The sequence below is a fragment of the Pseudophaeobacter sp. 1A16562 genome (assembly GCF_041008785.1).
Lineage (GTDB): Bacteria > Pseudomonadota > Alphaproteobacteria > Rhodobacterales > Rhodobacteraceae > Phycobacter > Phycobacter gallaeciensis_A.
Genome location: NZ_JAXGFT010000002.1, coordinates 354,815 through 379,687, shown reverse-complemented (window position 1 = coordinate 379,687; position 24,873 = coordinate 354,815). Strand labels below are relative to the sequence as shown.

The 24,873-nt window shown below is 58.5% G+C and carries 21 protein-coding genes; 7 read left to right on the top strand and 14 right to left on the bottom strand.

Features of this window, described 5'->3' with window-relative positions; translation table 11 throughout:
• Positions 1-57: 57 nt before the first annotated feature.
• Positions 58-1,563 carry a cytochrome-c peroxidase gene (locus SM764_RS04150; RefSeq protein ID WP_369001087.1) on the top strand — a complete coding sequence of 502 codons (1,506 nt, stop codon included), beginning with the start codon at positions 58-60 and terminating at the stop codon, positions 1,561-1,563.
• Between the two features lie 69 nt (positions 1,564-1,632).
• On the opposite strand, the gene SM764_RS04145 is transcribed toward SM764_RS04150, so the two are convergent.
• Both SM764_RS04145 and SM764_RS04140 read right to left on the bottom strand, forming a co-directional pair.
• Positions 1,633-2,541: a lipase family protein gene (locus SM764_RS04145; RefSeq protein WP_369001086.1), complete on the bottom strand. Its 909-nt coding sequence runs from the start codon at positions 2,539-2,541 to the stop codon at positions 1,633-1,635.
• A 12-nt stretch (positions 2,542-2,553) separates the two neighbouring features.
• Positions 2,554-4,386, bottom strand: a complete 1,833-nt coding sequence (locus SM764_RS04140; RefSeq protein ID WP_369001085.1) for a caspase family protein — start codon at positions 4,384-4,386, stop codon at positions 2,554-2,556.
• A 647-nt stretch (positions 4,387-5,033) separates the two neighbouring features.
• Here SM764_RS04140 and SM764_RS04135 point away from each other — a divergent pair.
• On the top strand, positions 5,034-5,276 hold the full coding sequence (locus tag SM764_RS04135) for a hypothetical protein (protein ID WP_369001084.1): 243 nt from the start codon (positions 5,034-5,036) through the stop codon (positions 5,274-5,276).
• A gap of 113 nt (positions 5,277-5,389) precedes the next feature.
• Here SM764_RS04135 and SM764_RS04130 read toward each other — a convergent pair whose 3' ends face one another.
• A complete protein-coding gene (locus SM764_RS04130) occupies positions 5,390-5,569 on the bottom strand; it encodes a hypothetical protein (protein ID WP_369001083.1) in 180 nt (59 codons plus the stop codon).
• Positions 5,570-6,120: 551 nt separating this feature from the next.
• On the opposite strand from SM764_RS04130, the gene SM764_RS04125 reads away from it, so the two are divergent.
• Both SM764_RS04125 and SM764_RS04120 read left to right on the top strand, forming a co-directional pair.
• Positions 6,121-6,297 (top strand): hypothetical protein, encoded by a 177-nt coding sequence (locus SM764_RS04125; RefSeq protein WP_369001082.1) that lies wholly within the window; start codon positions 6,121-6,123, stop codon positions 6,295-6,297.
• Positions 6,298-6,443: 146 nt separating this feature from the next.
• Complete coding sequence (locus SM764_RS04120) at positions 6,444-6,959, top strand: hypothetical protein (RefSeq protein ID WP_369001081.1); 516 nt, start codon at positions 6,444-6,446, stop codon at positions 6,957-6,959.
• Positions 6,960-7,593: 634 nt separating this feature from the next.
• On the opposite strand, the gene SM764_RS04115 is transcribed toward SM764_RS04120, so the two are convergent.
• The gene (locus SM764_RS04115) at positions 7,594-7,848 is read right to left on the bottom strand and encodes a hypothetical protein (protein ID WP_369001080.1); all 255 of its coding nucleotides are present in this window, start codon (positions 7,846-7,848) and stop codon (positions 7,594-7,596) included.
• A 34-nt stretch (positions 7,849-7,882) separates the two neighbouring features.
• Between SM764_RS04115 and SM764_RS04110 the strand changes: the two genes are divergently transcribed.
• A complete protein-coding gene (locus SM764_RS04110; RefSeq protein WP_369001079.1) occupies positions 7,883-8,494 on the top strand; it encodes a hypothetical protein in 612 nt (203 codons plus the stop codon).
• A gap of 409 nt (positions 8,495-8,903) precedes the next feature.
• On the opposite strand, the gene SM764_RS04105 is transcribed toward SM764_RS04110, so the two are convergent.
• The 4 genes from SM764_RS04105 to SM764_RS04090 all read right to left on the bottom strand — a co-directional run bounded on the left by SM764_RS04105 (position 8,904) and on the right by SM764_RS04090 (position 13,439).
• On the bottom strand, positions 8,904-9,431 hold the full coding sequence (locus SM764_RS04105; RefSeq protein ID WP_369001078.1) for an RNA 2'-phosphotransferase: 528 nt from the start codon (positions 9,429-9,431) through the stop codon (positions 8,904-8,906).
• 107 nt (positions 9,432-9,538) lie between these two features.
• The gene (locus tag SM764_RS04100; RefSeq protein WP_369001077.1) at positions 9,539-9,727 is read right to left on the bottom strand and encodes a hypothetical protein; all 189 of its coding nucleotides are present in this window, start codon (positions 9,725-9,727) and stop codon (positions 9,539-9,541) included.
• On the bottom strand, positions 9,724-10,824 hold the full coding sequence (locus SM764_RS04095; RefSeq protein WP_369001076.1) for an AAA family ATPase: 1,101 nt from the start codon (positions 10,822-10,824) through the stop codon (positions 9,724-9,726). Before SM764_RS04095 ends, SM764_RS04100 begins: the two co-directional genes overlap by 4 nt.
• A gap of 320 nt (positions 10,825-11,144) precedes the next feature.
• Positions 11,145-13,439, bottom strand: coding sequence for an adenosylcobalamin-dependent ribonucleoside-diphosphate reductase (locus SM764_RS04090; protein WP_369001075.1), 2,295 nt, complete (start codon positions 13,437-13,439; stop codon positions 11,145-11,147).
• Between the two features lie 836 nt (positions 13,440-14,275).
• Here SM764_RS04090 and SM764_RS04085 point away from each other — a divergent pair.
• The gene (locus SM764_RS04085) at positions 14,276-14,707 is read left to right on the top strand and encodes a DUF1489 family protein (RefSeq protein ID WP_369001074.1); all 432 of its coding nucleotides are present in this window, start codon (positions 14,276-14,278) and stop codon (positions 14,705-14,707) included.
• A gap of 53 nt (positions 14,708-14,760) precedes the next feature.
• On the opposite strand, the gene hisG is transcribed toward SM764_RS04085, so the two are convergent.
• The 4 genes from hisG to SM764_RS04065 form a co-directional block, all read right to left on the bottom strand.
• Positions 14,761-15,450 carry an ATP phosphoribosyltransferase gene (gene hisG / locus SM764_RS04080; RefSeq protein WP_065271081.1) on the bottom strand — a complete coding sequence of 230 codons (690 nt, stop codon included), beginning with the start codon at positions 15,448-15,450 and terminating at the stop codon, positions 14,761-14,763.
• Entirely contained in the window at positions 15,447-16,535 is a 1,089-nt protein-coding gene (locus SM764_RS04075; RefSeq protein WP_369001073.1) for an ATP phosphoribosyltransferase regulatory subunit, read from the bottom strand. Before SM764_RS04075 ends, hisG begins: the two co-directional genes overlap by 4 nt.
• 4 nt (positions 16,536-16,539) lie before the next feature.
• Positions 16,540-18,027, bottom strand: coding sequence for a histidine--tRNA ligase (hisS, locus tag SM764_RS04070; RefSeq protein ID WP_274866592.1), 1,488 nt, complete (start codon positions 18,025-18,027; stop codon positions 16,540-16,542).
• 139 nt (positions 18,028-18,166) lie between these two features.
• Positions 18,167-18,970, bottom strand: a complete 804-nt coding sequence (locus tag SM764_RS04065; protein ID WP_368948601.1) for a crotonase/enoyl-CoA hydratase family protein — start codon at positions 18,968-18,970, stop codon at positions 18,167-18,169.
• A gap of 133 nt (positions 18,971-19,103) precedes the next feature.
• Here SM764_RS04065 and SM764_RS04060 point away from each other — a divergent pair, with 133 nt between their 5' ends.
• The gene (locus tag SM764_RS04060) at positions 19,104-19,298 is read left to right on the top strand and encodes a SlyX family protein (RefSeq protein ID WP_065271085.1); all 195 of its coding nucleotides are present in this window, start codon (positions 19,104-19,106) and stop codon (positions 19,296-19,298) included.
• A gap of 95 nt (positions 19,299-19,393) precedes the next feature.
• On the opposite strand, the gene SM764_RS04055 is transcribed toward SM764_RS04060, so the two are convergent.
• Positions 19,394-20,992, bottom strand: a complete 1,599-nt coding sequence (locus SM764_RS04055) for a putative bifunctional diguanylate cyclase/phosphodiesterase (RefSeq protein ID WP_369001072.1) — start codon at positions 20,990-20,992, stop codon at positions 19,394-19,396.
• Between the two features lie 142 nt (positions 20,993-21,134).
• Positions 21,135-24,647: a DNA polymerase III subunit alpha gene (gene dnaE / locus SM764_RS04050; RefSeq protein WP_274832291.1), complete on the bottom strand. Its 3,513-nt coding sequence runs from the start codon at positions 24,645-24,647 to the stop codon at positions 21,135-21,137.
• Positions 24,648-24,873: the final 226 nt, after the last annotated feature.

Sequence of the window (24,873 nt, the reverse complement as noted above, 5' to 3'; positions counted from 1 at the left end):
GCCACATCTGTACTCAGCATCTTGTTTCGCCTGTCGGTAGTCGGAATATGCTTTTCATTGGCGATCCACCTTTACTTGGCGCAGTTCCATCCTCGCCTCCAGCTTCATCTCAGTGAGGTAGAGTTCCGACACCTCGCTGCGGCCTGCGATCAGGCCGTGCGCGCCGCTGACATGGATGGCGCCACCCGCGAACGCATCTCTTCGGCCGAGATGGCTCGCCTGGACCAGGCTCTGGACATAGCGCGGCTCCCTTGCAAGAGCTACGCGCGGCTAAGAGAGCACCTGCTTGCTCAGGACGTATCTAAGCACGCTCTCGCAGCGTTGCACCTCTCTGCCACCGCTGACCCAGCCTATCCCGATCTGAGAGAGGGTGGTGCCACAGAGGCTGAGCTCGATGCTCGACTGCGCATCGCGATCGAGAGACTGGACCTCACCCCACTACCCCTGAAAGAATACCTGCGAGATCCAAAGTTTCTGCTTGGCGAGAAGCTCTTCCATGATCCGCGGTTGAGTGGCTACGGCGATCGGACCTGTGCGACATGCCACAACCTGCAGAATGCCACTTCTAACGCGGATGATCTTGAACCGCGGCTCGAGGTGGCGCCAGAACTGGTGCCAGAAATACCAGCCCGCAATGTACCGGATTTATGGAACCGCGACCATAATGACGTTTCTGCGATGCTATGGGACGGACGCCTGGAGGTGGAGGTTGCAGCAAGCCTTGGAGGCCTCTCGTCTCCCGAAGGACTTGACACATCCGGCTTCGAAAACCTGATGGCGCTTCAATCAATCCGCCCGGTGTTCAGCCCGGTTGAAATGCTGGGGAAACCGGGGCCTCAAAACGCGATAGCACCTGGTGGCATCGCCCCATTGGAACCTGAAGACGTCTTGGCGCGCCTTAGCCAGTTGCTCTTCACCGGTGAAGCAGAGATGTCGGGTGAAAACACTGGCTACCAGGAGCTATTCCAGACAAGCTACGGCTTGACCCGTGCCGAGCAGATCAGCCCAGCCCATATAGGAAACGCGCTGGCACACTATATTGAAATCGAGTTTCAAACCCGGGAAACACCGTGGGACATGTACCTCACCGGAGACCTTGAAGCTTTGACGAAAGAGCAGAAGCGCGGCGCTCTTGTCTTTTTCGGAGTGGGAAGGTGCTCCGTCTGTCATAGCGGGAACCTTTTCAGTGATTTTGGCTTCCATTCTGTGGGTGTCCCAGACCCGCGAGAGCACAAAGATCTGGGACGGTATTATGCTACGGGTTTCCCAAAAGATCGCTTTCTCTTCCGCACGCCTCCGTTGCGAAACATCACATTGACTGCTCCATACTTTCACAATGGGCAATCCAATAGCCTCATCGACGTAGTCACTCAGCACCTTAATCCATATCGATATTCACGAGAATACGCAGAAACTGGCGCGCACCTCATGGAGCCCGCTGAGATCGCGTCAATTTCGCCAATTCTTTCAAGCAAGAAGGTAGTAACCCGAGAGCAGATGGAGCTACTCGTCAAATTTCTACGGTCTCTCGAAGATCGCCGAGCTGGGCAGGCTAGGAATTAAGTGACTGCCGCCTGAGCTGAGCTAGCGGCTCATCAAATCCCACCAGGAATCGGAACTTTTCCTGTCAAGTCACTTCAGACCCGCGTAGATCACTTCTGCGATCTCAGGATGCGCGAGGTATCGCTCGATCGAATGGGCATCCTCGTGCCCGTTGTCGAGATTTGGAAAATTGACGATCTCCGCCGGGCCGAAACTGACCTGATCAAGACTGGGCTGAAGTGCCACAAAATCCTCCGGATCGGCGCCATTGACCCATCGCGCGGCCACGGGAGGCGTGATCCGGGGATGACCCACGCGATTGCGCACGATATCGATGCCGAGCGGTGAGCCAAGCGTGACGAAAACCGGCAGCTTGTCATCCCGCACCATCCTGCGCAGCAGCACATAGCTGACGACGGTGCCGAGAGAATGGCCGACGACAACGGTCCGGTCCAGCGGATCCAGATCGCTGAAAACCTGTTCATTCACCATTTCGTTGATCTGATCGAAAACCCCTGGCTTGTTGAGATAGGCTGCGGCTTGCGCAAGGAACTTGCGAGCCAGTCCGTCAGCCGCCGAGGGGATGACCTTTTCCAGTGTGCGGGCGATGGCTTTGAGCCATTCCTTGTGGATGCCTGCAGCCATGCGCGTCGCCGCTGCGCGCTCGTCGCCGGGGTCAAGTTCCTGTGCCACACGATCATCGTCTATGCCGTAAGCCCGCTGCAGCGCAAGGTAGAGAGCCGCAACGTCCTGATCCGCGTAATCGGTGTTGGGAGAGGCAGCACTCATCCGGGTGCCGGTGGTCTCCACCTTGTCCCAGTCACTCGTTTCCCGCGCCAGTGTCGTCGCATAGTAAGCGGTACGCACTTCCACTTCACCCCACCATGGATCAGCGCGCGACCCGATTGATTGTCGCAGTGCGTCGCACCACAACTTGGCGATGTCTTCGCGGGTACGGCTTTCATTGTTGATGCCGTGGACGAAAACCAAACGTCGCATGGATTAAATCTCCTATCGGGACAAATCACGAATCACATACGAGAAGTGCTCTTGAATGATGGGCATAGCGCTGTCGGGCAAGACAACGGCGGCGTAGCCCTCTGTCATATGCGACAGTTCTCGCAAGACCTTCGGCATGCTGCTGTAGGGAAGTTCGGCCATCCGGCGCCAGCCCTGCCGGAAAACTGGGAAAAGCGTGTTCACAGGCACGTTGCGCCAAGGGTTCATCGCTGTATTCGCAAAATCGGGGCGCAGAGGGTCATCATCGGGCTCCACCGCTGGCAAGTCGGCATATATCTCCCAGCCGTTTGGGCCCTGTGACCACCGAAGTTCCGTCGCCGCAAGACATGCTAGATCGCAGCTTAGGAAACCGACCTGGGCCATGTAGTGCGCAGTGCGGACGACGTTATCGGTGTCACCAATCATATGATAGATATACCCAGCTTGATCGGCATGCAACGGCTGGCGCTCCTTGCCAAAGCGCAGCTGATCCGCGGCTCGGATCGCGTCTTCCATACGGCGATTTTCCCATCGGCTATTAGCGACGGAGGAATTGAGCGCGGTGTCCCATTCCGTCCCAGGGTCCTCGCCACGTGTCTTGACCAGAACATCGCCGGGGTTTGACGGCTGCAGCACCGTCACACTGTGTGGATAGACCGGGGCGAGCGTCCAGAAATGGCGCTGCCTAACGAAAAGCTGCGGTGCTGGGTGGGCGTTTTCGGGCAGGAAACTCCAGCGGCTCCCATAAACTGAAAGATTTCTCGTGACCGTTTCCGGAAGAGCGACCCGTTCGTCGAATTCGGAGACGACCGCGCCATCGCGGCGCCGACCAACATCCAGCTTGTCCATAAGATCGGCACTACGGGCGATGACATGGCCAAAGCCACTCGACCGCATTTCGGCGGGTGCGAGGCCAAGAGCGGAAACGTCGCGGGCGATGCGATCGCCAGCCACTGGGTTGAGCGGCTCTATGGTGGAGTTCGCAACGACGGTAGCGTAACGCGCAGCCGCTGTCGGAACTTCCAGGCGCGGCTGGGGGGCTACGTCGTAGAAGTTGAAGTCGCGCCGCAGACCGCTGATTGTGTCAGGCGTCATCTTTTCATTGTATTTCTTCGCCCTTTTCGGGACTTCATCGTCGAGATAGGTCGCCAATTTCTGGTTATCGATGACCGCGCCGAAATTGTGATCAGGGTCGATCACGCTTGGCACGCTGCCTTCAAGCGCCTCGCACAGAACATCGGAAAACAGACACGAAGCGCGTGCGCCCGCGACTGCAGCGGGCTGATAGGCAAAATCGCCCAGTGTCGTGGCCAAGAACATATCCATGTCCATCGGGCTAGCCTGCGCAGCAGAAGTTAGGATCGGATCGCCGGTGAAGTTGATTGCCTCACGGCTGGTATCGCGACAGGCATCCGCGATGATGCAAAGCTGCCCCTTGTTAAGATGCCGATTGGAAGCACCGATGCTGTAGCGCTTCAACCCGTCGATGAAAGGCATCAAATCAACACCCTCTCGCCGATCATGTGCAGCATTGGTCAGAAGCCAAAACTGGTCGGTGGCCGAGCGCACAAGGCCATGACCGGCGAAATAGACCACCAGCCGGTCGATGATTGTGGTCGACAGCAAGGCCTCGATCTCCTTGCGTAACCGGTCAACCGTGACAGGCTTATTGGCTGCATCGGTGATCTCGAGTACCTTGTAGTCTCTGCCCGGCGCAGGGTCCCTGGCCCAAGTAGCCAGCCTCGCAGCACTGGTTAACGTGCCAGGCAGTTGCGCGTAGGCGCCCACGTAGTCAGAGACGGCAATAATGATCATTGCCTTTCGGATCGACGTTGCGTCGGGCATCTCATCCCCCAGGACTTTGTATTGAATGCGTGAACCTTACCACAGGGAACGCAAACTCTCTATTGAAAAACGGAAACCAAAAGGTGAATTGCAATCCATACGATTTCCAATGCAACCCTCACAAACAAAATTGAAACAGTACATCCGGATCCGGATTTCCAAAAAGAATAATACCTCATCCTGGATGAACACCGATATCCTTGAGCAGTTGGGCAGGCACATTTACGTAACAGCCTCACGTAAACCAAAAAGCACTACCGCCTACCACACGCCAATTGCGCGTTTAAGTATAATACAAACCAGTGAACAGCATGAAATTTCAAGGATCCATTCAAGCGGCATGGACGCACCTCAGAAAACCACAAAGGCGGAGGTGGACATAGGACGGTCAAGCTAGGCGACAAGACCTCTCAGTCACCAATGCTTGGCTAGAGAAAAGGGCTTAAAACAGGTCTCCTGAACAGAATACTCCAGGCCTCAGTCTTGAATAAGGCCGGGATTACCCACAAAGGAACCCGCCATGTCTTACCCGATTTAACGCCCCCCCTGACGATAACGACCCCTTTCTGGTGACCTGCCCGGCCCTCCCGGAAGCAACCTCCTTTCGCGACACCAAGGAGGAAGCAAGGGAGCATGGCCGGAAAGCGGTGCTGCAAGCTATCGCAGCGCGGATGAATGGCTTTCAGGAGTTTCCCTACCTATCCGTCAATCATGGCTCTGCCGTTCCCCTGGCACTCAGCATCAAGCTTCAGCTCTACAGGGAACTGACAGCTGCAGGCATGACCCGCGCGAATCTGCAACAGGTCGCCGGGTGGCCCAAGACCAAGGCTGACAGGATGTTTGACCCGAACCACGAAAGCAAGCTGGCACAGGTCGAAACAGCATTTTAAGGGCTTGGAATGCAGCTGGAAGTCACGGCAGCTGCCGCCTGAAAAGTCTCCGATATACCAAGAACCCCCGCGTTTTATGGGGCTTTCTCTACTTTTCCTGACGAGGCCGCAAATCACCCCATTCCATAGGCCAGTGCATTGGTACAACGCTCCACTAGCTCAAGAAACTTCTCGCTGTCTTCTACAGAGGGGCGTCTACCAGCATTGGTTTCCGTCCACATGCCCAGAGCCATCTCATAGGCAACGCGGTGACGACCTTCATTGGTTGAAACAAATTTAGCTGTATCGGACATGATTCTCTCCAAATGGTTGTAGTCGTATCTTGGCTAGGCAGACGAGCTAATAGCAAGCTCCCGCACCAGCAGGCGTGGATACTCTCGCACCAAGCCGCCCGCAGTTCACGCCGCTCCTCAGGGAACACATCACTCCAAAAGCCCTTACTGACGCTCACCTGACCATCTGGCAATCTGGACACCTGGATCGTCGTCAAACTCACATCGTTCTCTCCAATGAAAGAACCCAGTAGGGACCGACGAAAAGCACCTACTCCACTACACACGACTGTAAAACAGAGTCGTGATTTTGCTAGCGCAACATGATCGAGCATGCACCGCACGAACAGTACGCCTATCAAGCGCCTGGACCATAAGGAAAAAAATTCTTCTGGCGATACCGAAGTGGCTCAGCTACACTTTTTCTCAAGGAGTGCGACAGAACGCTCTGCAAGCCGAATTTAACAAAATGTTATCTTGCAAACGTCATAATCATGACGTAAGCGGCTGGAAAGTTATCATTGACTCGCCCATGTCGAGTCGGACAAGCGAAGCACAAGGAGGTGCGAAAAATGCAAAAGCTGTTCGTCGCGCTTCGCGAAAAGTACCCCGAAGCCGAGGTGCGCGACGTAAAATTTATTGTCAATCCTGTTGAAGCAGCCGACCAAGCTGTAACCAGCATTGACATCAAACTGGCTGAAGTTGTCAAAAACGCCTCGCCTCTTGCGGGAGCGGAAGCTCTGATGTAATCAGTCTGGACGCCGTGCAGTGTCCACACAATCAACAAGGGCCTCCGGTGCCAAGCCGGAGGCCTCGTTTTTTGAAAATTACGTATCTAGCCCAACACCTTCACCAGTTGCGTCACAACAAAACCGGTCGCGCTATTGGTAGCGCTATGACCGTCGCGGAAGTGTGGAACGCCGTTCTCGCATCAGACCATACGAGCATTGATCAGATCGACGTACATATTGAGAGACTGCCCAGACCGGTTGACGGGATGTTCGCCCGACTTGTGTTGCCGGGAACCCCCGAACCCGAGGTGGCAGCAGTCTACGTCCACGATGAACTAGAAAATCACTGGCGCGATTTCATCATTATCAAAGAAATGATGCACTGCTTTACTCCTATGGATGGGTATTGCTCGACCCCAGAGGATGCTGGTTCCTTGCTCAATGCTCTTGTGAAGAGAGCTGGCCGCTACACTCTCAATGTAGCAGCGGATGACGCTGGTATTATTGCTGCCGCCGAAGTGATCCTGCCCCACAAAACTGTAGAGGGGCATATAGCACAAGGTCTCGGCACGGAAGAAATAGCCCACCGCCACAATTTACACCCGGAAATCGTCTCTGAAATTTGTCGGGTTGACATAATGCACTATCGCAAAAACGGCTCATTGAACGGCGCAGTTTGAACAGGGTTAGGCTCCGAACTGCAGACTTCGGAGATGTGCTTCGGCCACCTTAATCAAAAGCCCCGCCAAATGGCGGGGCTCTGATGTCAATAGCCCTATTTCACTCCGAGTTCCTTCAGCTTACCGACCACCAGGCGGCGCAAGACAGCCTCGCTGGGCCGCAGACGCGTGATCGCATTGGGCACGGACTCGTGGGCATAGGTGGATCAGTTCCCTTGAATTTAGGCATGTCCGCTTCCTGCGCGTCGCGTCGACAAGGGACGGCGATTCGTCCGTCCGCCCCTGCGCATTCTGGACATTCATGCTGTGCGCGGCGAAGATCTGCAGTCTACCCGGTGCGCGGATCGCTCATGTCACGAATGGGCTGGGAGCGATCGATCAGGTTTCGAAGGACGCGGGTCCGGGCGGCTGTGTATGCTAGGCGCAAGAAGCACCAATTGCAAAATCGTGGGTTTTGGGACCATGACGGAAGTCCTATGCTGCATGGGGATCGGAAAATCCGACTTTCGCCGCAAGTGCAACTATCAACTGCCATCGAAGGTGAATGGTGAGGGCAGAGCGGACGCTTGACTATGTCCCATAGACCGCTGCTTTTTGTGCCTTTTGCAAGAAGGAGATGGAGTGGCGCCAAATATTAAAGCACACTTTCTTCATCCGGTTTAAGGGCCTTATGCATCATGAGTAAAGAAGTTGAAAAACCACCCATCAGCCCTTCCAAAGGCGAAACCTCGCCAACGGCTAGGTCTGATATTTTGTGCAAACCTTGCGCGGTATGCGGATCTGATATTTTCAAAATGGCGACTGTTTGTCCCCTTTGCCAAAAAAGCCAGAAACGCTGGATTAGGTTTCTAAATTCAAGCTCCGGTCCCGCCTCACTGATCGTAGCCACTATAGCCCTCTCAGTAACATTGGCCGGAAACTACGTGACTAGCATCGACAAGTATCTCGGTTACTACTTTTTTGAAAATCCGCCATTATTTGGTGCAGCAAGTTGGCAACCCGACATATCGGATATCCCCTATGATGCACATGGACGTTATGAGATCGACATCACTGCGCTCAGTGTGGAGGTGAGTATTTATAATGATGGGTTTTCTCCAACTTTGATAATAGGTTACAAGTGCAGCTCAAACCAGCAATACTCCGCTAGTGATATAATGTTTTATGATGGGTCGACCTCCGCCCAAGTCATCGGCCCGTTCACAGCAAAGTCCACATTAACTTTCGAACAAGACAAAGATATTTTATTAGCTAATGGAAGTTCAGAGACGATTTCTTTCCGACCTTCTAACTTGTATGTGGAGATAGAGGGCGTACCAGATTTTTCGCCGCTTGAAGGCAAAGATTTCTTGCTGTCCGGTGGTACTTTTGCCAGTTGTCATGTTTTGCATTGGTACCAGGATCGGCTGTGGGGGCTTCCACAGGTACTTCACTACAGTAGCGATACACTGAACCCACCAGGTGTTGCTCTATTCTCGGCAATAATTTCGAATGGTGTAACCGAGGAGATCAAGAGGCGGGTAGGAGCGCCATAATGTCAGGGGACTGACGTCAGAAACGAGCGCAGAGGTTGTTTGATCGGGCGAAATGCCGCTGTCGTGCAAGCTGCAGCATCTGGCAGGATCGAGGTTCCCTACTGAAGGGGGCTGCTTTCGGGAAAATCGTCATTTTTGCTCACGCTTGCAGCAGGGGCAACGTTGTGCCTTGCACGAATGTCTTAATTGGGCTGGCTGCAGCCTCACGCTGTGTCTCACACGAAGGGCTGTTATGCACCGGACTGGGCGGCGTTCTATACTCCAAACACCAGGTCTACTTCCTGCGCCTAGCCGACCGGTCATGCCAGGCGGCTGTAGGCGCAGCCTAACCGCGCTGTCCACCAATGTAGGCTGCCAATTTCGCCCAGGATAGTGGTCTGGATCAACGGCTCTGAGAGTAATCAAGAGCTCAGAAGCCCAAGTATTTAGATGGAACGGAAGGGGTAAGCCAAACGCCGTTATCCGCTCTCCAGAAGATGAGGCCATCTGCGTGCATGGCCGCAGTGTTGACCCGCAGGACGACCGGGCGGCCGTGACGCGTGCCGACCTTCAACGCGGTGCCCTGATCCGGCGACAGGTGGACGTGCTGTCGGCGGCCAGGGATGAGGCCCGATGCAAAGATCGCATCGAGGTTTGCGCTTGCGGTACCGTGGAACAGTTCGGTCGGGGGCTCGGAGGGAGACAGTTCCAGGTCCACCGGAATACTGTGACCTTGCGTCGCCCGGATGCGCCGCCCGTCGTCGGAGAGCGTGAAGCGTTGCTTGTCATTTTCCGCTACGATCTGGCGGAGAGCGTCGCGCGTGATCCGATGTCCTGCCTTTTTCATGGCGCGCAGCAGGTCATCCACCTGGATCCAGCCGCCCCTGCCAAGTGTCAGCCCGACCAGGTCAGGTTCATGCCGGAGGATGCGTGATAAAAGCTTGCTCTGTCTCGACATGGTCTTTGTGTTACCTCATCTCACTTGGTTCCAAGGTGGGGACGATTTCATCAATGCCCCTGTAAATATGTACGTTCTATAAAAAGGATCGCGGATCCGGGTGTGGGTTACTCGCCAACCGCCCTGTTCATGATCTCGGTCAGGAAGTCGTAGGTTTCTTCGGTGACCTTCAATGCATCCAAAGTCAGGAGATCAAAGAAAAGATACCATGCCAGGAAACCTGGATCGATCCGCGCGAGCTTGGGATATGCGGCTCCTTTTCTGTGGATGAAGTGGGCGCAGAACTGTGTGCTCAATGACGAATTCCAACCACCTCCATCGCTTCACCCCGTGTCAGCATTCGGGTCACATGCCTCAGATTCAGCTCCGCGCCTCGCCCAGCAATGTCCAACGCCTCGACGACGGCCTCGACCGAAGATTGCGTTAGTCCACGCCTCCTGCCCTCCCGTCGGGCAAAATCGGTTAGCTCAGCAACAGGAATCGCTGGCAGGCGCATAACCTCCAGGCGGCTCAGCAATGGAGCAGGCAAAGTCGCCAATGTGTTGGAGGTCAGCACCCAGCTAATCCAGGACATGTCGAACCCCACCTGGTAAAAGGGGCACTGCCACGAGATCGCGGAAGATGGCTCCAAGAGGGATAACAACCCCTCGGTCAGGCCAAAGCTGGTCCCTTTGGTCGAGTTGGCAACCCCGGCCTTTTCAACTTCATCCACAACAACCACCGGGTTCGCAATCAGATGCTTCAGGATTGTCGTCAATGGGCGTCCCGGAATTGCGCTGGCCCAGCCGCGCTGCGCCCCCACGATGCTAAACGACGCCTGCTCTGCCGTCGCCTCCACACCACAACGTGGCACACCAAGTTTTGTGCTCAACTGACGGGCCCACATGCTTTTTCCGATCCCCGGCGGTCCGTCGAGGAGAACCGGAGGAAGGCGGAAGCCCGCGTCGCCATTGCGAACTGAGCGTCGCATCGACTTCCAGAGAAAATCTGTCGCGGGCGCCATCCAAGGCATGTTTTCGTGGATCCCGGCAGCGATTTCATCCGCCTGCTGCTCCGACCGGATCTGGATCAGCTCCGCACCGTTGCGCAAAACCTTCAGGGCCTTCAAGTCATCGTGCTTGAGATGAGAGAGGCCTGCGAGCGCGGCCCGCATTTCCACCATCCTACCAGCCCGGCGATCTATCCGCCCCTCAACTTCGCGCCCGATTTCAACAAAGGCCAAATCGCTCTCCCAACGCAGGAGATCACTCGGAACATCCGGATCGGGCGGCGCGACCCCGAGCCCTGGAGCGCGGCGTACTTTCAGGAACCGTTCCAGGCGCCGCCGAATTGCTCGTTTGTCTGCATTGGCATCATAAAACTCCGCCTCAATGAATTTGATCTTAGTCATCATTGGTCCTTTCCCGACGCACCGCGCCGTTTGGTTCCCGAATGCAAGGAAGTGCGGTCGGGAAGTTTGGGGAAGAACCTGGCCAGGTATTGAGTTCAGTCCTGCTCAATACGGTTGCCTCGGTCAACAGGTGCCTTTGTTGCTCAAGGGAGTAAGGCCTCTTTCTGCAGGCAAATCGGGGGCCTCGCCTAAGTCATTGTTTAAAAACAAAACCACCGACTGCAACGCAGCCGGTGGCAATTTATCTCGTGCGGGAATGGCAAAAAACCCCCGTCAATGGCAGTTTATTAGTGGTCCCGACATGACTTTTGGTTACCCCACGCTCAGCCGCATTTGGAATGGCCACAGCTGCGGCAGGTCATGCAGCCTTCGACCATCTGCATTTCAAACTGGCCGCAGCTTGGGCAGGCCTTGCCGCGCGGGGTATTCAGAGTGACGACTTCCGCCTTGGGATCCGACTTCAGCCCCATGCCCTCCCCTTCGAGGAACCCGGTTGCTACCATGTGGGTTTCGATCACGCCGCCGATGGCCGCCAGGATCGAGGGGATATATTTGCCCTGCACCCAGGCCCCCCCACGTGGGTCAAAGACGGCTTTCAGTTCCTCCACCACGAAGGATACGTTGCCACCACGGCGGAACACGGCCGAGATCATCCGCGTCAGCGCCAGCGTCCAGGCGTAGTGCTCCATGTTCTTGGAGTTGATGAAGACCTCGAACGGGCGGCGGTGGCCGTTGATGATGATGTCGTTGATAGTGAGGTAGATCGCATGCTCGCTGTCCGGCCACTTCAGTTTGTAGGTATGGCCTTCCAACGACTGCGGGCGGTCCAGCGGTTCGGACATATAGACCACTTCGGCGCCGTTTTCGGTATCGCTCTCGTGCGGTGCATCCGCGGTTTCACCCGGCGCGGTGTCTGCGCTTTCGCTGACCGACAACACCGATCCTGTAACGTCGTTCGGGCGGTAGGTGGTGCAGCCCTTGCAGCCCTGATCCCAGGCCTGCATGTAGACGTCCTTGAAGTCATCGAACGAGATATCTTCCGGGCAGTTAATGGTCTTGGAGATCGATGAGTCGATCCACTTCTGCGCCGCCGCCTGCATCTTCACGTGATCCGCGGGCGCCAGGGTCTGGGCGTTGACGAAATAGTCGGGCAGTTCCGCATCGGCGCCGAACTTGTCGCGGTACATCTTCACCGCGTAGTCCACCACTTCCTCTTCGGTGCGCGAGCCGTCCTTTTGCAGCACCTTGCGGGTATAGGCATAGGCGAAGACCGGCTCGATCCCCGAGGACACATTGCCCGCATAAAGGGAGATGGTGCCGGTGGGCGCGATCGAGGTCAGCAGCGCATTGCGGATGCCGTGTTCGCGGATCGCGTCGCGCACGTCCTCGTCCATGTTCATCATATTGCCCGACGCCAGATATTTCTCTGCATCGAACAGCGGGAAGGCGCCTTTTTCCTTGGCCAGATCCACCGAGGCCAGATAGGCGGCGCGGGCGATCTGGTGCAGCCATTCGTCGGTCTGACGCGCCGCCTCGTCCGAGCCATAGCGCAGGCCCAGCATCAGCAGCGCATCAGCCAGCCCGGTGACACCAAGGCCGATCCGCCGCTTGTTCTGGGCTTCAGCCGCCTGCGCGTCCAGCGGGAATTTGGAGACGTCAACCACGTTGTCCATCATCCGCACCGCGGTGGCGACGAGTTCCTGCATCGCATCAAGATTCAGCTCGGCATTGGCTTCAAACGGGTTCGACACCAGCCGCGCCATGTTGACGGAGCCCAGAAGGCAGGCGCCATAGGGCGGCAGGGGCTGCTCGCCGCAGGGGTTCGTGGCGCAGATTTCCTCGACGTAGGAGAGGTTGTTGGCCTTGTTGATCCGGTCGATAAAGATCACGCCCGGTTCGGCATAGTCATAGGTGGCCTGCATGATCTTATTCCACAGATCACGTGCCTCGACCGTGTGGTAGACCTTGTCGCCAAAGACCAGATCCCAGGAGCCGTCAGCCTTGACCGCATCCATGAAATCATCAGTGACCAGAACCGACATGTTGAACATACGCAGCCGCGCCGGGTCGGATTTGGCGGTGATGAACTGCTCGATATCCGGGTGATCGCAGCGCATGGTCGCCATCATGGCGCCGCGGCGCGAGCCTGCGGACATGATGGTGCGGCACATGGCGTCCCAGACATCCATAAAGGACAGGGGGCCGGATGCATCTGCCGCCACGCCTTTTACGTCGGCGCCCCGCGGGCGGATGGTCGAGAAATCATAGCCAATGCCGCCGCCCTGCTGCATGGTCAGGGCTGCCTCTTTCAGCATGTCGAAGATACCCGCCATACTGTCGGGCACGGTGCCCATGACAAAACAGTTGAACAGGGTCACCTGACGCGCAGTCCCCGCCCCTGCAGTGATGCGGCCTGCGGGCAGATATTTGAAATCTTCCAGCGCCTCAAAGAACTTTTCCTCCCAGACATCGGGCTTGTCCTCGGCCCGTGCCAGATCGCGTGCAATCCGGCGCCAGCTGTCTTCGACAGTGACGTCAATCGGGGTCCCATCCGCCTGTTTGAAGCGGTATTTCATGTCCCAGATCTGCTCGGCAATGGGGGCGGCAAAGCGGCTCATACAGCGAATCCCTCGTGGCTGGTCGTTACGGCTTGGCGCTCTCGATACTACACGGTTTGGAGAAGCCTCAACGCAAATTTACGATTTCGACATAGATTTTTGCCCTCAACCCTACCATATATTGGCGCCCACCCCAAACAAAACACTAGATACTGTTACTTCCGGGGAGAAATCTGTGGACAGCCTGTGGATAGTTTGAGGGGGCTTTTTATCCCGTCCATCAGCCACTTGTGCACCAGATCAAGATTAATGCCATGCCAAATCCGGCAGCCCGATGAACCAGCCTCCAGATCTGCCATTCCGTCATAGAGGACCGAACAAAGTCCGGGCTGCCGTGGACTATAACCTCACTGAAACGGGATCGGATTCTCAGCTCAGCATTCTTTGATCTGGTCGAGCGCAGTAAAGTTCGTTTAAGGTAACTCAAGATTCTGGTTCCTCACTTCAGGGGATCGGACATCTTTGGCGCTGACCTTTCGAGAACGGCAAATTCACATGGAAGGTCGGCGCCGTCCTTATTCTTCTACATTCTTCTACAGCAAAATTGCGCACTTCAACGCAAATTTACGATTTCGACATAGAATTTTGCCCTTGACCCACCATATATTGGCACACACCCCCAAGATAGACACTAGATGCTGTTAGCTGCAGGGAGGAATCTGTGGGCAGCCTGTGGATAACTGCGGGAGAATTTTCGACGGTCCCGCCCGAACCTGCACCATGACAACGGCGCGAGTGCCTCCCACGCAAAAGCGATTTGCAGTCGCTTGCTGCGCGCGGCAAAAGGTCTAGGATAAAGAACCCGGACACAGTGACTGGGCACTTGGGGGACGACCTTGGAAAAGCACATCAATCTGGTCAAACTCTCGGTCGGGACCGAAAGTGTTGAAAACCTGCAGGCCTGGCAGGAGCATTACCGCCAAACTTTGCCCGAAGGCCTGCCCCGCCACGTGACCCGCATGTGGCCGAAACGCGAGACGGAACTGCTGAATGGCGGCTCGGTTTTCTGGGTGATCAAGGGGCTGATCCAATGCCGCCAGCGCATTCTGCGGCTGGATGAAGTCACCGGCGAGGACGGTATCCGCCGCTGCGCTATCGTGCTGGACCGTAATCTGCATCGCACCAACACCGCGCCCAAACGTCCGTTTCAGGGCTGGCGCTATCTGAAGCCCGAGGACAGCCCCGCAGACCTGCCAGAGGGGCGCGAAGAGGAACAGCCCCTGCCCGCCGAACTGTCACAGGCACTGGCGGAGATCGGCGTCCTGTAACGCGCCCTGCCCCGGCCCCCGCGAACGCGGGAGCCAAGGGCCGACGTGAGAGTTTAACCAATCATGTCCAGCAGGGTATTCAGCGCGGCCTTTTCATCGGCGGAGTATTTCGCCTCGCGGCTGCGCCACAGAGTCGCCTGAGACTTCAGCACCAGACCGTCGCTCAGCAGCTTCAGGTGGTTGGCCCTGAGGGTTTCCCCGGTCGAGGTGATATCTGCGACCATTTCCGCGGTCTCGTTCTTGACCGTGCCTTCGGTGGCGCCCTGGCTGTCGACCAACTGGTAATCCGCCACCCCAGCCTCGGTCAGAAATTCCCGCACCAGACGGTGGTATTTCGTTGCGATCCGCAGGCGGTGGCCATGGGTCTGGCGAAAGGCCGCCGCGACCGCATCCAGATCATCCAGCGTATCCACGTCGATCCAGAACTGCGGCACCGCCAGCACCAGATCGGCAAAGCCGAACCCCAGTGGCTCCAGCTCTTCGACCTGCTGTTCCCAGCGCGGTAGCTTTTCCTGCACCAGATCGGTGCCTGTCACCCCAAGGTGAATCCGCCCCGCCGCCAGTTCACGCGGGATTTCCCCGGCGGACAGCAGCACCAGTTCCATCCCCGGCACGCCCTCGATGGCGCCGGCATATTCACGCTCGGACCCGGTGCGCGATAGGGTCACGCCCCGTTTCGCAAACCAGTCAAAGGTCTTTTCCATCAGCCGCCCCTTGGACGGCACGCCAAGCTTCAGGCTCATGACTGCACCTCCTCGAGCATCAGCATCAGATCGGGGCGCAATACCCCGCCAACCGCCGGGATTTCATCACCCTGCCCCAACTGCCGGGTCAGCGCATCATAGCGTCCGCCACTGGCAACCGGCGGCAGTCCGGGCTGGGTTTCGGCATAAAAGCCAAAGACGAAACCGTCGTAATATTCCATCGAGGTTCGCCCGTAGGAGGCTTCGAAATCGAGACTGTCGACATCGATGCCACGCGCCTTCATCGCGGCGCTGCGCGCCTCCAGCCGGTCCAGCGCGGGCAGGATCTGTGGCAGATCCACCGCGATATCGCGCATCTGCTCGATGGCATAGGGGATGGTTTCGCGCACGGCCATCAGCGCTTCCAACGCCAACAGCTCATGCTCGGAAATCGGCGGCATGGCGGCATCGGCGCGCAGCAGCTCAACCCGTGCGTCAACCTCGGCGGCGCGGCGCTTGCCAATCGCGGGGGCGGATCCGCTCAAGGAACCTTCGGTGGACAAGAGCTTCTTACGGCTTTCCGGCACGGTGCCCCGCCCGGCATAGCGTTCCAGAAGGCTGCGGAACCGGCGCGGCCGCCAGATATGCCGCATCAGCGCGGATTTACGCTTGTCGGTGGTGTTGAGCCCCTCTACCGCGGCCATCAGGATACCGATATCGCCAGTCGCGGCGCGCAGCGGCAGGCCCCGGAGCTGCAGGGCGATCAGGGCAAAAACCTCGGCATCGGCCCCGGCGGGATCGGCGCGGTCAAAGACCTCATAGCCGACCTGCACATATTCATTGGCGCGGTCCGGGTCATGTTCCTGACGGCGAAACACCTCGCCCGAGTAGGTATAGCGGGCCGGATCGGCGCCTTGGCGCATATGCATCTGCACGACGGGCACGGTGAAATCGGGGCGCAGCATCTGTTCGCCGCGCAGCGCATCCGAGGTGATATAGGCGCGGGCGCGGATGTCCTCGCCGTAAAGATCCAGCAGCGTTTCAGCAGGCTGCAACAGCGGCGGCTCGACTGCCTGGGCACCGGCCGCCTCGAAATTCATCCGCAACCGTGCGGCGCGGGCCAATATGTCTGAACGTGTGGGCATCGGACTATCCCTGACTTTCGAGGATCTCGCGCACCTTCGCGACAAGATCCGCGCGCGGCACTTCGAACTGGCTGGGCCGTTCTTTCCATTCTTCCAGCGTGGCGTTTTCGGCAATCTTTGCCCCAAGGATCAGGTCCTTGATCTGCACCACACCGTTTTCCTTTTCGTCGCCGCCTTCGATCACGGCGACGGGGGAATGGCGTTTGTCCGCATATTTCAGCTGGTTGCCGAAATTCTTGGGATTGCCCAGATAGACCTCGGCCCGGATGCCTGCGTTGCGCAGTTCGGTTACCATCGCCTGATAATCGGCCATGCGGTCGCGGTCCATCACGGTGACCACCACGGGCCCGGTCGGCTGGGTGGCAAGACGTCCCTTTTCACGCAGCGCCGCCAGCAAGCGGTCAACGCCGATGGAGACCCCAACGGCCGGCACTTCCTGCCCGGTGAACCGTTTCACCAGCCCGTCATAACGACCGCCGCCCGCAACCGAGCCGAACTGCCGTTTGCGTCCTTTTTCATCAAGGATTTCAAAGGTCAGCTCGGCCTCGAACACCGGACCGGTATAATAGCCAAGACCGCGCACCACCGAGGGGTCGATCTCGATCCGGTCGGGGCCATAGCCCCCCGCCGCCAGCAACGCGCCAATCTGCTCCAGCTCGGCAATGCCTTCGGCGCCGATCTTGCTGTCGCCCACGGCAGCGCGCAGGTTTTCCAGCGTTCCAGCAGTGTCGGCAGCCTTGGAGGTCAGGAAGGCCAGGACCGGTGCGGCCTGTTCTTCGCTAAGGCCAACGCCATCGATATAGGCGCCCGAGGCATCAAGCCGTCCCTTGGTCAGCAGCTGGCGCACGCCCTCTTCGCCGACCTTGTCAAACTTGTCGATGGTGCGCAGCACGTCATCGCGGGAGGCAGCGCCTTCCTCAAGTCCCATGGCCTCAAGCACACCGTTCAGAACCTTGCGGTTGTTGACTCGCACCAGATAGTCGCCACGCGGAATGCCGACGGTTTCCAGCGTGTCAGACAGCATGGCGCAGATTTCAGCGTCCGCCGCCATCGAAGCGGTACCAACGGTATCGGCATCGCATTGGTAGAACTGGCGATAGCGGCCCGGTCCCGGTTTTTCGTTGCGCCAGACCGGCCCCATCGCGTAGCGGCGATAGGGGGTGGGCAGATCGTTGCGGTGCTGGGCATAAACCCGCGCCAGCGGCGCCGTCAGATCATAGCGCAGCGCCATCCAGTCGCCCTGACCGCTCTCGTCGGTTTCCTGCCAGGCAAAGACACCCTCGTTCGGGCGGTCCACATCCGGCAGGAACTTGCCCAGCGCCTCCACCGTTTCCACGGCCGAGGATTCCAGCGCATCAAACCCGTATCGATGGTAAACCCCGGCGATCGCATGCAGCATCTCGGTGCGCTGGGTGACCTCGGCGCCGAAATAATCGCGGAAACCCTTGGGCGTGATGGCCTTGGGGCGGGGTTGTTTCTTGACTTTGGCCATTGTGGCCTCCTCACGGGTGTCGTTGGTCTGATACGTGCCGCGGGGTCTAGCCGATGCATGTAACAACGGCAAGGTAACGATACGCGCTGAGGTGACGTCGCGGCCTTTGCGCCGCAGGTGCGTGCCCGGCCCCGCCCCGTCAGATATTGGCAAAGTCCCCGCTACGACCCTTCCCTGCGGCAAAGCGCGCCGCGCCGTCGCGCCCTTCGGCCACGAAGCTTGCGCGCGATTGCCATTCGCGTTTCAGTGCCGCCGCCAGTTCCGCTGGCGCCATGCGGGCGGAGAGATGATCGGCCAACATGCAGGCCTGCGGATAGCGCACCAGATCGGCCGCCAGCGCCTGAGCCTCCTCCAACGCAGCCCCTGGGGCGCAGACCCGACTTGCCAGCCCCATCGACAGGGCTTCCGATGCCTGCACCGGGCGTCCGGTCAGGATCAGATCATTTGCGCGCCCCTGCCCCAGAATGCGCGGCAGGCGCACCGTGCCGCCATCGATCAGCGGCACCCCCCAGCGGCGGCAGAATACACCTGCGGTCGCGTCGTCAGCCATCACGCGCAGATCGCACCAGGCGGCAAGTTCCAGCCCCCCGGCGACGGCAGGGCCTTCGATGGCGGCGATCACCGGTTTGCGCAGCATCAGCCGCGAGGGTCCCATCGGTCCGGGCAGTGGATCGACCATGGGATCAGACCACCCTTCAGGAATATCCAGCCCGGCGATCCAGGCATCCGCAGCGCCCGATCCGGCGGACTTCAGATCAAACCCGGCGCAGAAATAACCGCCCTGCCCGGTCAGCACAGCAACCCGAGCGCCCGGATCTGCGTCAAACCCCAGAAACGCCTCGAACAGCGCGCGGGCCGTATCCGGATCCACCGCGTTGCGCACCTCGGGGCGGCAGATGGAGATGGTAGTGACCCCATCCTGTGTTTCACTGCTGATTGTCATGGCGCATCCCCCCTGTCGATCCTGTGCCTGTCGGCCGTCTCCCGTCGGCCCACCGTGGTAGCAGGTTGGCGTTTCCCCCATGGACCGGCAAGCCCGGCGCGCGTATGACGTTGCGCAGCCAAGGAGACACATCATGCAGCACCTGGAAGAACAGATCGCGCATCTTACCCGCACCGTTGACGAGCTGAGCGATGTGATTGCCCGTCAGCAAACCGAACTGGATCGCCTAACCCACCGGGTTCAGATGCTGTTCGAACGCGAGGCAACCCGATCACAGGAAGGTACCGGCGGGGTGATTTTCGGAGATGAGCGGCCGCCGCATTACTGAGCTGCTATAGGATTGCAGGCAAGGCTGGAAAGCCCCTTCCCCGACCACGGTCACCCGTTTCCGCCCCGCCGCTGCGGCGTTTCAGGCACGCGGCGCTAACCTGCCTTGGAGAACCGGTCCTGCTCCGGATCAGAGTTGGAGCGCATGCGCCGCAGCGATGACCACTTTGTTTCCAGCATCCAAGCCACGTCTTCCCCCGACATGGGGCGGGCGAAATGATACCCTTGCCCCATTTCGCATTTCACCGACTGCAAGAAGTCGAAATCCGCATCGGTTTCCACTCCTTCCGCCGTCACCTCCAGATCCAGCCCATGCGCCAGGGCCAGGATCCCCGATACGATTCGCTGGTTTTCGGGCCGATCCTTGATGTCGGAAATGAAGCTGCCATCGATCTTGATACTGTCGAACGGTAATTGCCGCAGGTTTGACAGCGACGAGAACCCCGCCCCGAAATCATCCAGCGCCACTGTGACGCCCAGTGCATGCAGCTGTCTTAGGGTGGATTGCGCCATGGCAAAATCCGACATGATTGCGGTTTCCGTCAGCTCGATTTCCAACCGACGGGGATCAAAGCCCGTTTCCTCGAACACCTCTTTCATCCGCTCGACCAGATGACCGTCGCGGAACTGGGTCGGCGATACATTCACCGCCAGCCGCACCCGCGGATCCCAGCTGCGCGCCACAAGGCAGGCCTGGCGCAGGACGCTCCAGCCCAGCGGGGCAATCAGCCCGACATCCTCGGCGATTTCAATGAACAGATCGGGCGGCACCACGCCGCGGGTGGCGTGGGTCCAGCGCGCAAGCACCTCAAAGCCGCGCAGCCTGTCGGTGGCAATGTCAAAGACGGGCTGAAAGAAGGGCGCGATTTCGTCATTCGCTACGGCCTCTTTCAGATCCAGCTCCAATGCGCGCCGCTCCCGGGCCTCCTGTTCCAACTCTGCGTCGAACCAGGCAAATTGCCCACGGCCGCCTTTCTTGGCCGAATAGAGCGCCTGATCCGCGTATTGCAGGGCGTCTGACGCCTTATGCCGGGGTGTCAGCAAGGCCAGTCCGACACTTGTGCCGACGGACAGCCGGATACCATCCACAAGAATCGGCTGTGAAATCGCAGTCAGCAAACGTCGGGCGACGCTTTCAGCGCGCGTCGCGGTGGTCTCTGGATCCAGCGCGATTGCAAATTCATCTCCGCCCAGACGCGCAACAAGATCATCCGCAGTGAGTTCTGCCCGCAGCCGCGCTGCACACTCCATCAGGACCAGATCGCCATAGGCATGTCCGTGGATGTCATTGACCGCCTTGAACCGATCAAGATCCAGCATCAGCACAACCCCGCCCGATGCCCCGTCTGCGCTGTCGAGCGTAGCCAGGTGATCGACGAACGCACGCCGGTTCGGCAGGCCCGTCAGGGGATCATGCCACGCGAACTGCTGCGCCTCTTTCTCGGCCCGGTCCCGTTCCCCTGCAACGCGGGCCAACTGGCGGGACCTTACGATCAGCGCAACAAACGACCCGAAGGCCAAGTTGAGCACCAGAATGGCGATCTCGTCCAGCTCCCAGTCCTCATGCGCGCGACTATACTCGTAGAAGGAATCAAATGCATCGATTTCAACGCTGATCACAAAGGTTACCATCGTCCCTGCACAGATCAGCAGGTAGACCCAGTAGTCTTTCAATCTGGCGAAAAACGATGACACGAAGCAGCCCTAGTGCAAAAGGTTTCCCTTTGACTATGCCAGTTATCCTAAAAACACGTTCAGCAAGAAGAAGACGTTTATCTAAAGCTTTAACGGTTCCCTCCCCACATCCCGGCGCGGTGGTTTCCCGCCGGGTCTGGGGTTAGATTTCCTCGACGTCCAGAACACCTTCCAGCGACTTCAGCGCGCCCTTGATCTGCGGGTTGATCGGAAAGATCTGCCCCAGATCCATTTCCACATCGCCCGGAAGACCGGGATCCTGCAGATACATTAGCACCTCGCCCCGGCTGGCGTTGCGGGCGGCGGATTTTGCATCCTCCAGCACGCGGGCCACAGTGCCGATGGCGCTGGCATCGCTGACATAGACCCTGAGCGAGCTTTTCCCGGCATCGGCAATGGCCGCATCGACTGGCCCGACCGAGCGCACCAGCAGTTTCAGCTGGTCGCTTTCCATGGTCGCCTCGGCGGTGATCACCACCTTGGCACCGGTCTCAAGGAACTCGCGCGATTTTTCCAGAACTTCGGAGAACAGGGTCACCTCATAGGCGCCGCTGGTATCGCTGAGCTGGGCAAAGGCAAACCGGTTGCCGCGCGCCGATTTGCGCTCCTGCCGCCCGGCGACAACCCCGGCCATCTTGGCCATGAAGGGACCGCGCTCGGCCTTGGCGGTGACCTCATCCAGGGTCATCACGTCCTTGCGTTTCAAGGCGGGCATATAGTCGTCCAGCGGGTGACCAGACAGGTAGAAACCGATCGCCTTGAACTCCTCGCCCAGACGTTCGGCAGGCAGCCAGTCCGGGGTACCAGCAAGGCGCGGTTCCGGCAGATCGTCGCCCGCCTCGCCGAATAGCGAGACCTGATTGGAATTCTTCTGTTCGTGGATCGCGGCAGAATAATTGACCAGCCCCTCGAGGCTTTCGAACAGGCGGCGGCGGTTGCTGTCGAGCTGATCAAAGGCTCCGGCCCGTACCAGCATTTCCAGCGGGCGCTTCCCGACCTTCTTCAGATTCACCCGGCGGGCAAAGTCGAAAATACTGACAAAGGGCCGTTCCGTGCCATCCTCGCGCCGCGCCGCTGTCACCAGCCGCATGACATCGACGCCGACGTTCTTGAGCGCGCCCAACGCATAGACCAGTTCGCCGTTCACCACGTTGAACGTCGCCTCTGACCGGTTCACGCAAGGCGGCACGTAGGGCAGGCTCAGCCCCTTTCGAACCTCTTCGAAATAGATCGCCAGCTTGTCCGTCAGGTGAATATCGCAGTTCATCACCCCGGCCATGAACTCCACCGGGTGGTTCGCCTTCAGCCAAGCCGTCTGGTAGGACACCACCGCATAGGCCGCCGCGTGGGATTTGTTGAAACCGTAGTTGGCGAATTTCTCCAGAAGGTCGAAAACCTCCGAGGCTTTCTTCTTGTCGACGCCATTTTCCGCGGCGCCCTTTTCGAATTTCGGGCGTTCGGCGTCCATCGCCTCCTTGATCTTCTTACCCATCGCGCGGCGCAAGAGGTCGGCGCCGCCAAGCGAATAGCCCGCCATGACCTGGGCGATCTGCATCACCTGCTCCTGATAGACGATGATGCCTTGGGTTTCCTCAAGGATATGGTCGATCAGCGGATGTACCGAGGTGATCTTGCGCTGGCCGTTCTTCACCTCGCAATAGGTTGGAATATTCTCCATCGGACCGGGACGATAGAGCGCCACCAGCGCAACGATATCCTCGATGCAGTTCGGCTTCATGCGCTTCAGCGCATCCATCATGCCGGTGGATTCCACCTGGAACACGGCAACCGTCTTGGCCGAGGAATAAAGCTTGTAAGAGGCCTCGTCATCCAGCGGGATGGCGTTGATCTCGTTCACCGCGCCTTCGGGCGGCTCATAAAGCTGGGTGCCATCGGCTGCGATGTGCAGATCGCGCCCGGACTGGTTGATAAGATCCACCGCGTTTTGAATTACGGTCAGCGTCTTCAAGCCCAGAAAGTCGAACTTCACCAGACCGGCCTGTTCCACCCATTTCATGTTGAACTGGGTCGCGGGCATGTCCGACCGCGGATCCTGATAAAGCGGCACCAGCGCATCCAGTGGCCGGTCGCCAATCACCACCCCCGCCGCGTGAGTCGAGGCATTCCTGAGCAGACCTTCGACCTGTTGACCGTATGTCAGAAGCCGGTCCACCACAGGCTCATTGCGGGCTTCTTCCTTCAAGCGAGGTTCGTCCTGCAAGGCCTTTTCGATGGAGACAGGTTTCACCCCTTCCACCGGGATCATCTTGGACAGGCGGTCCACCTGGCCATAGGGCATCTGCAAGACGCGTCCGATATCGCGCACCGCCGCCTTGGATAGCAATGCACCGAAGGTGATGATCTGGCCTACTTTGTCGCGGCCATATTTTTGCTGCACGTAGCGGATCGTCTCTTCACGCCGGTCCATACAAAAGTCGATGTCGAAGTCGGGCATCGACACCCGTTCCGGGTTGAGGAAGCGTTCGAACAGCAGGCTATAGCGCAGCGGGTCAAGGTCGGTGATGGTCAGCGCATAGGCCACCAACGAGCCCGCACCCGAGCCCCGCCCTGGCCCAACGGGGATATTGTTGTCCTTGGACCATTTGATGAAGTCGGCAACGATCAGGAAGTAGCCGGGGAAGCCCATGCCCTCGATGATGTCCAACTCGAAGTCGAGCCGTTTCTGGTATTCCTCTACGCTGACTGCGTGCGGGATCACGGCAAGGCGGTTCTGCAAGCCTTCGTTGGCCTGCCGCCTGAGTTCCTGCACCTCATCGTCGGCGAATTTCGGCAGGATCGGGTCGCGCCGATAGGCCATGAAGGCGCAGCGTTTAGCGATTTCCACCGTGTTCTCGACCGCTTCCGGCAGATCGGCGAAGAGCGTCACCATCTCCTGCTGGCTTTTGAAATAATGCTGCGCGGTCAGGCGGCGGCGCGGCTCGGACTGGTCCACATAGGCGCCTTCCGCGATGCAGATCATGGCATCATGCGCCTCATACATCTCGGTCTTGGGGAAATAGACGTCATTGGTGGCGACCAGCGGCAGTTCCATCGCATAGGCCATTTCCACATGGCCGCGTTCGGTCAGCTTTTCCGCATCGGGCTGCCCGTCCTCGCCCGGATGGCGCTGCAATTCTACATACAGCCGATCCGGGTAGATCGCCTTCAACCGCTGCATCAGCGCTTCGGCCGCCGGGCGCTGTCCCTGCTGCAAAAGCTGTCCCACCGGCCCGTCCGGCCCGCCGGACAGACAGATCAGACCCGCCGAATTGACCTCCAGATCCTCCAGCGTGACCTGCGGCAGCTGCCCACCCTTGTCCACGTAAAGACAGGAGGACAGCTTCATCAGATGCTCGTACCCCTCCTCGTTCTGGGCCAGCAAAACGATGGGGGCCGGCGCCTTGGGGCGCTCTCCCGGTTCGGTCTTCTCGAAAGTCAGATCCACCTGACAGCCGATGATGGGCTGGATCCCGGCGCCGGACAGGGTGACCGAGAACTCCAGCGCGGAAAACATCGCATTGGTATCCGTCACCGCAATGGCAGGCATATCGTTTGCCTTGCACAGATCCGGCAGCTTCTTCAGCCGCAGCGCCCCCTCCAGCAAAGAGTATTCGGTGTGGGTGCGCAGGTGAATGAATCGGGGAGCGTTGGTCATGGCTGCAAGCTATCCGATCCCACGTGCAGGAGAAAAGCGCATTCGTGCCGCGCCCGGCAGTTTGCGCGCTGCCGCCTGTCACCGCAGATTCTGTCTTTTCGCCTGAATAATGGGCTGTATTCTTCGCCTCTTTTTGAAAGTGTTTTCAACAGGCGCGGCAAGCCAGCGCACTCAAATCCCCGCTACCGCACTAATAACAAATGGAAATCATTCGACCGGACGATTT

Excerpts from the sequence above, each read along its gene's own strand:
- SM764_RS04145 (WP_369001086.1), bottom strand. The coding sequence starts at position 2,541 with ATGCGACGTTTGGTTTTCGTCCACGGCATCAACAATGAAAGCCGTACC.
- SM764_RS04140 (WP_369001085.1), bottom strand. The coding sequence starts at position 4,386 with ATGCCCGACGCAACGTCGATCCGAAAGGCAATGATCATTATTGCCGTC.
- SM764_RS04130 (WP_369001083.1), bottom strand. The coding sequence starts at position 5,569 with ATGTCCGATACAGCTAAATTTGTTTCAACCAATGAAGGTCGTCACCGC.
- SM764_RS04125 (WP_369001082.1), top strand. The coding sequence starts at position 6,121 with ATGCAAAAGCTGTTCGTCGCGCTTCGCGAAAAGTACCCCGAAGCCGAG.
- SM764_RS04120 (WP_369001081.1), top strand. The coding sequence starts at position 6,444 with ATGACCGTCGCGGAAGTGTGGAACGCCGTTCTCGCATCAGACCATACG.
- SM764_RS04105 (WP_369001078.1), bottom strand. The coding sequence starts at position 9,431 with ATGTCGAGACAGAGCAAGCTTTTATCACGCATCCTCCGGCATGAACCT.
- SM764_RS04095 (WP_369001076.1), bottom strand. The coding sequence starts at position 10,824 with ATGATGACTAAGATCAAATTCATTGAGGCGGAGTTTTATGATGCCAAT.
- SM764_RS04090 (WP_369001075.1), bottom strand. The coding sequence starts at position 13,439 with ATGAGCCGCTTTGCCGCCCCCATTGCCGAGCAGATCTGGGACATGAAA.
- hisG (WP_065271081.1), bottom strand. The coding sequence starts at position 15,450 with ATGAGCCTGAAGCTTGGCGTGCCGTCCAAGGGGCGGCTGATGGAAAAG.
- SM764_RS04075 (WP_369001073.1), bottom strand. The coding sequence starts at position 16,535 with ATGCCCACACGTTCAGACATATTGGCCCGCGCCGCACGGTTGCGGATG.
- hisS (WP_274866592.1), bottom strand. The coding sequence starts at position 18,027 with ATGGCCAAAGTCAAGAAACAACCCCGCCCCAAGGCCATCACGCCCAAG.
- SM764_RS04065 (WP_368948601.1), bottom strand. The coding sequence starts at position 18,970 with ATGACAATCAGCAGTGAAACACAGGATGGGGTCACTACCATCTCCATC.
- SM764_RS04060 (WP_065271085.1), top strand. The coding sequence starts at position 19,104 with ATGCAGCACCTGGAAGAACAGATCGCGCATCTTACCCGCACCGTTGAC.
- dnaE (WP_274832291.1), bottom strand. The coding sequence starts at position 24,647 with ATGACCAACGCTCCCCGATTCATTCACCTGCGCACCCACACCGAATAC.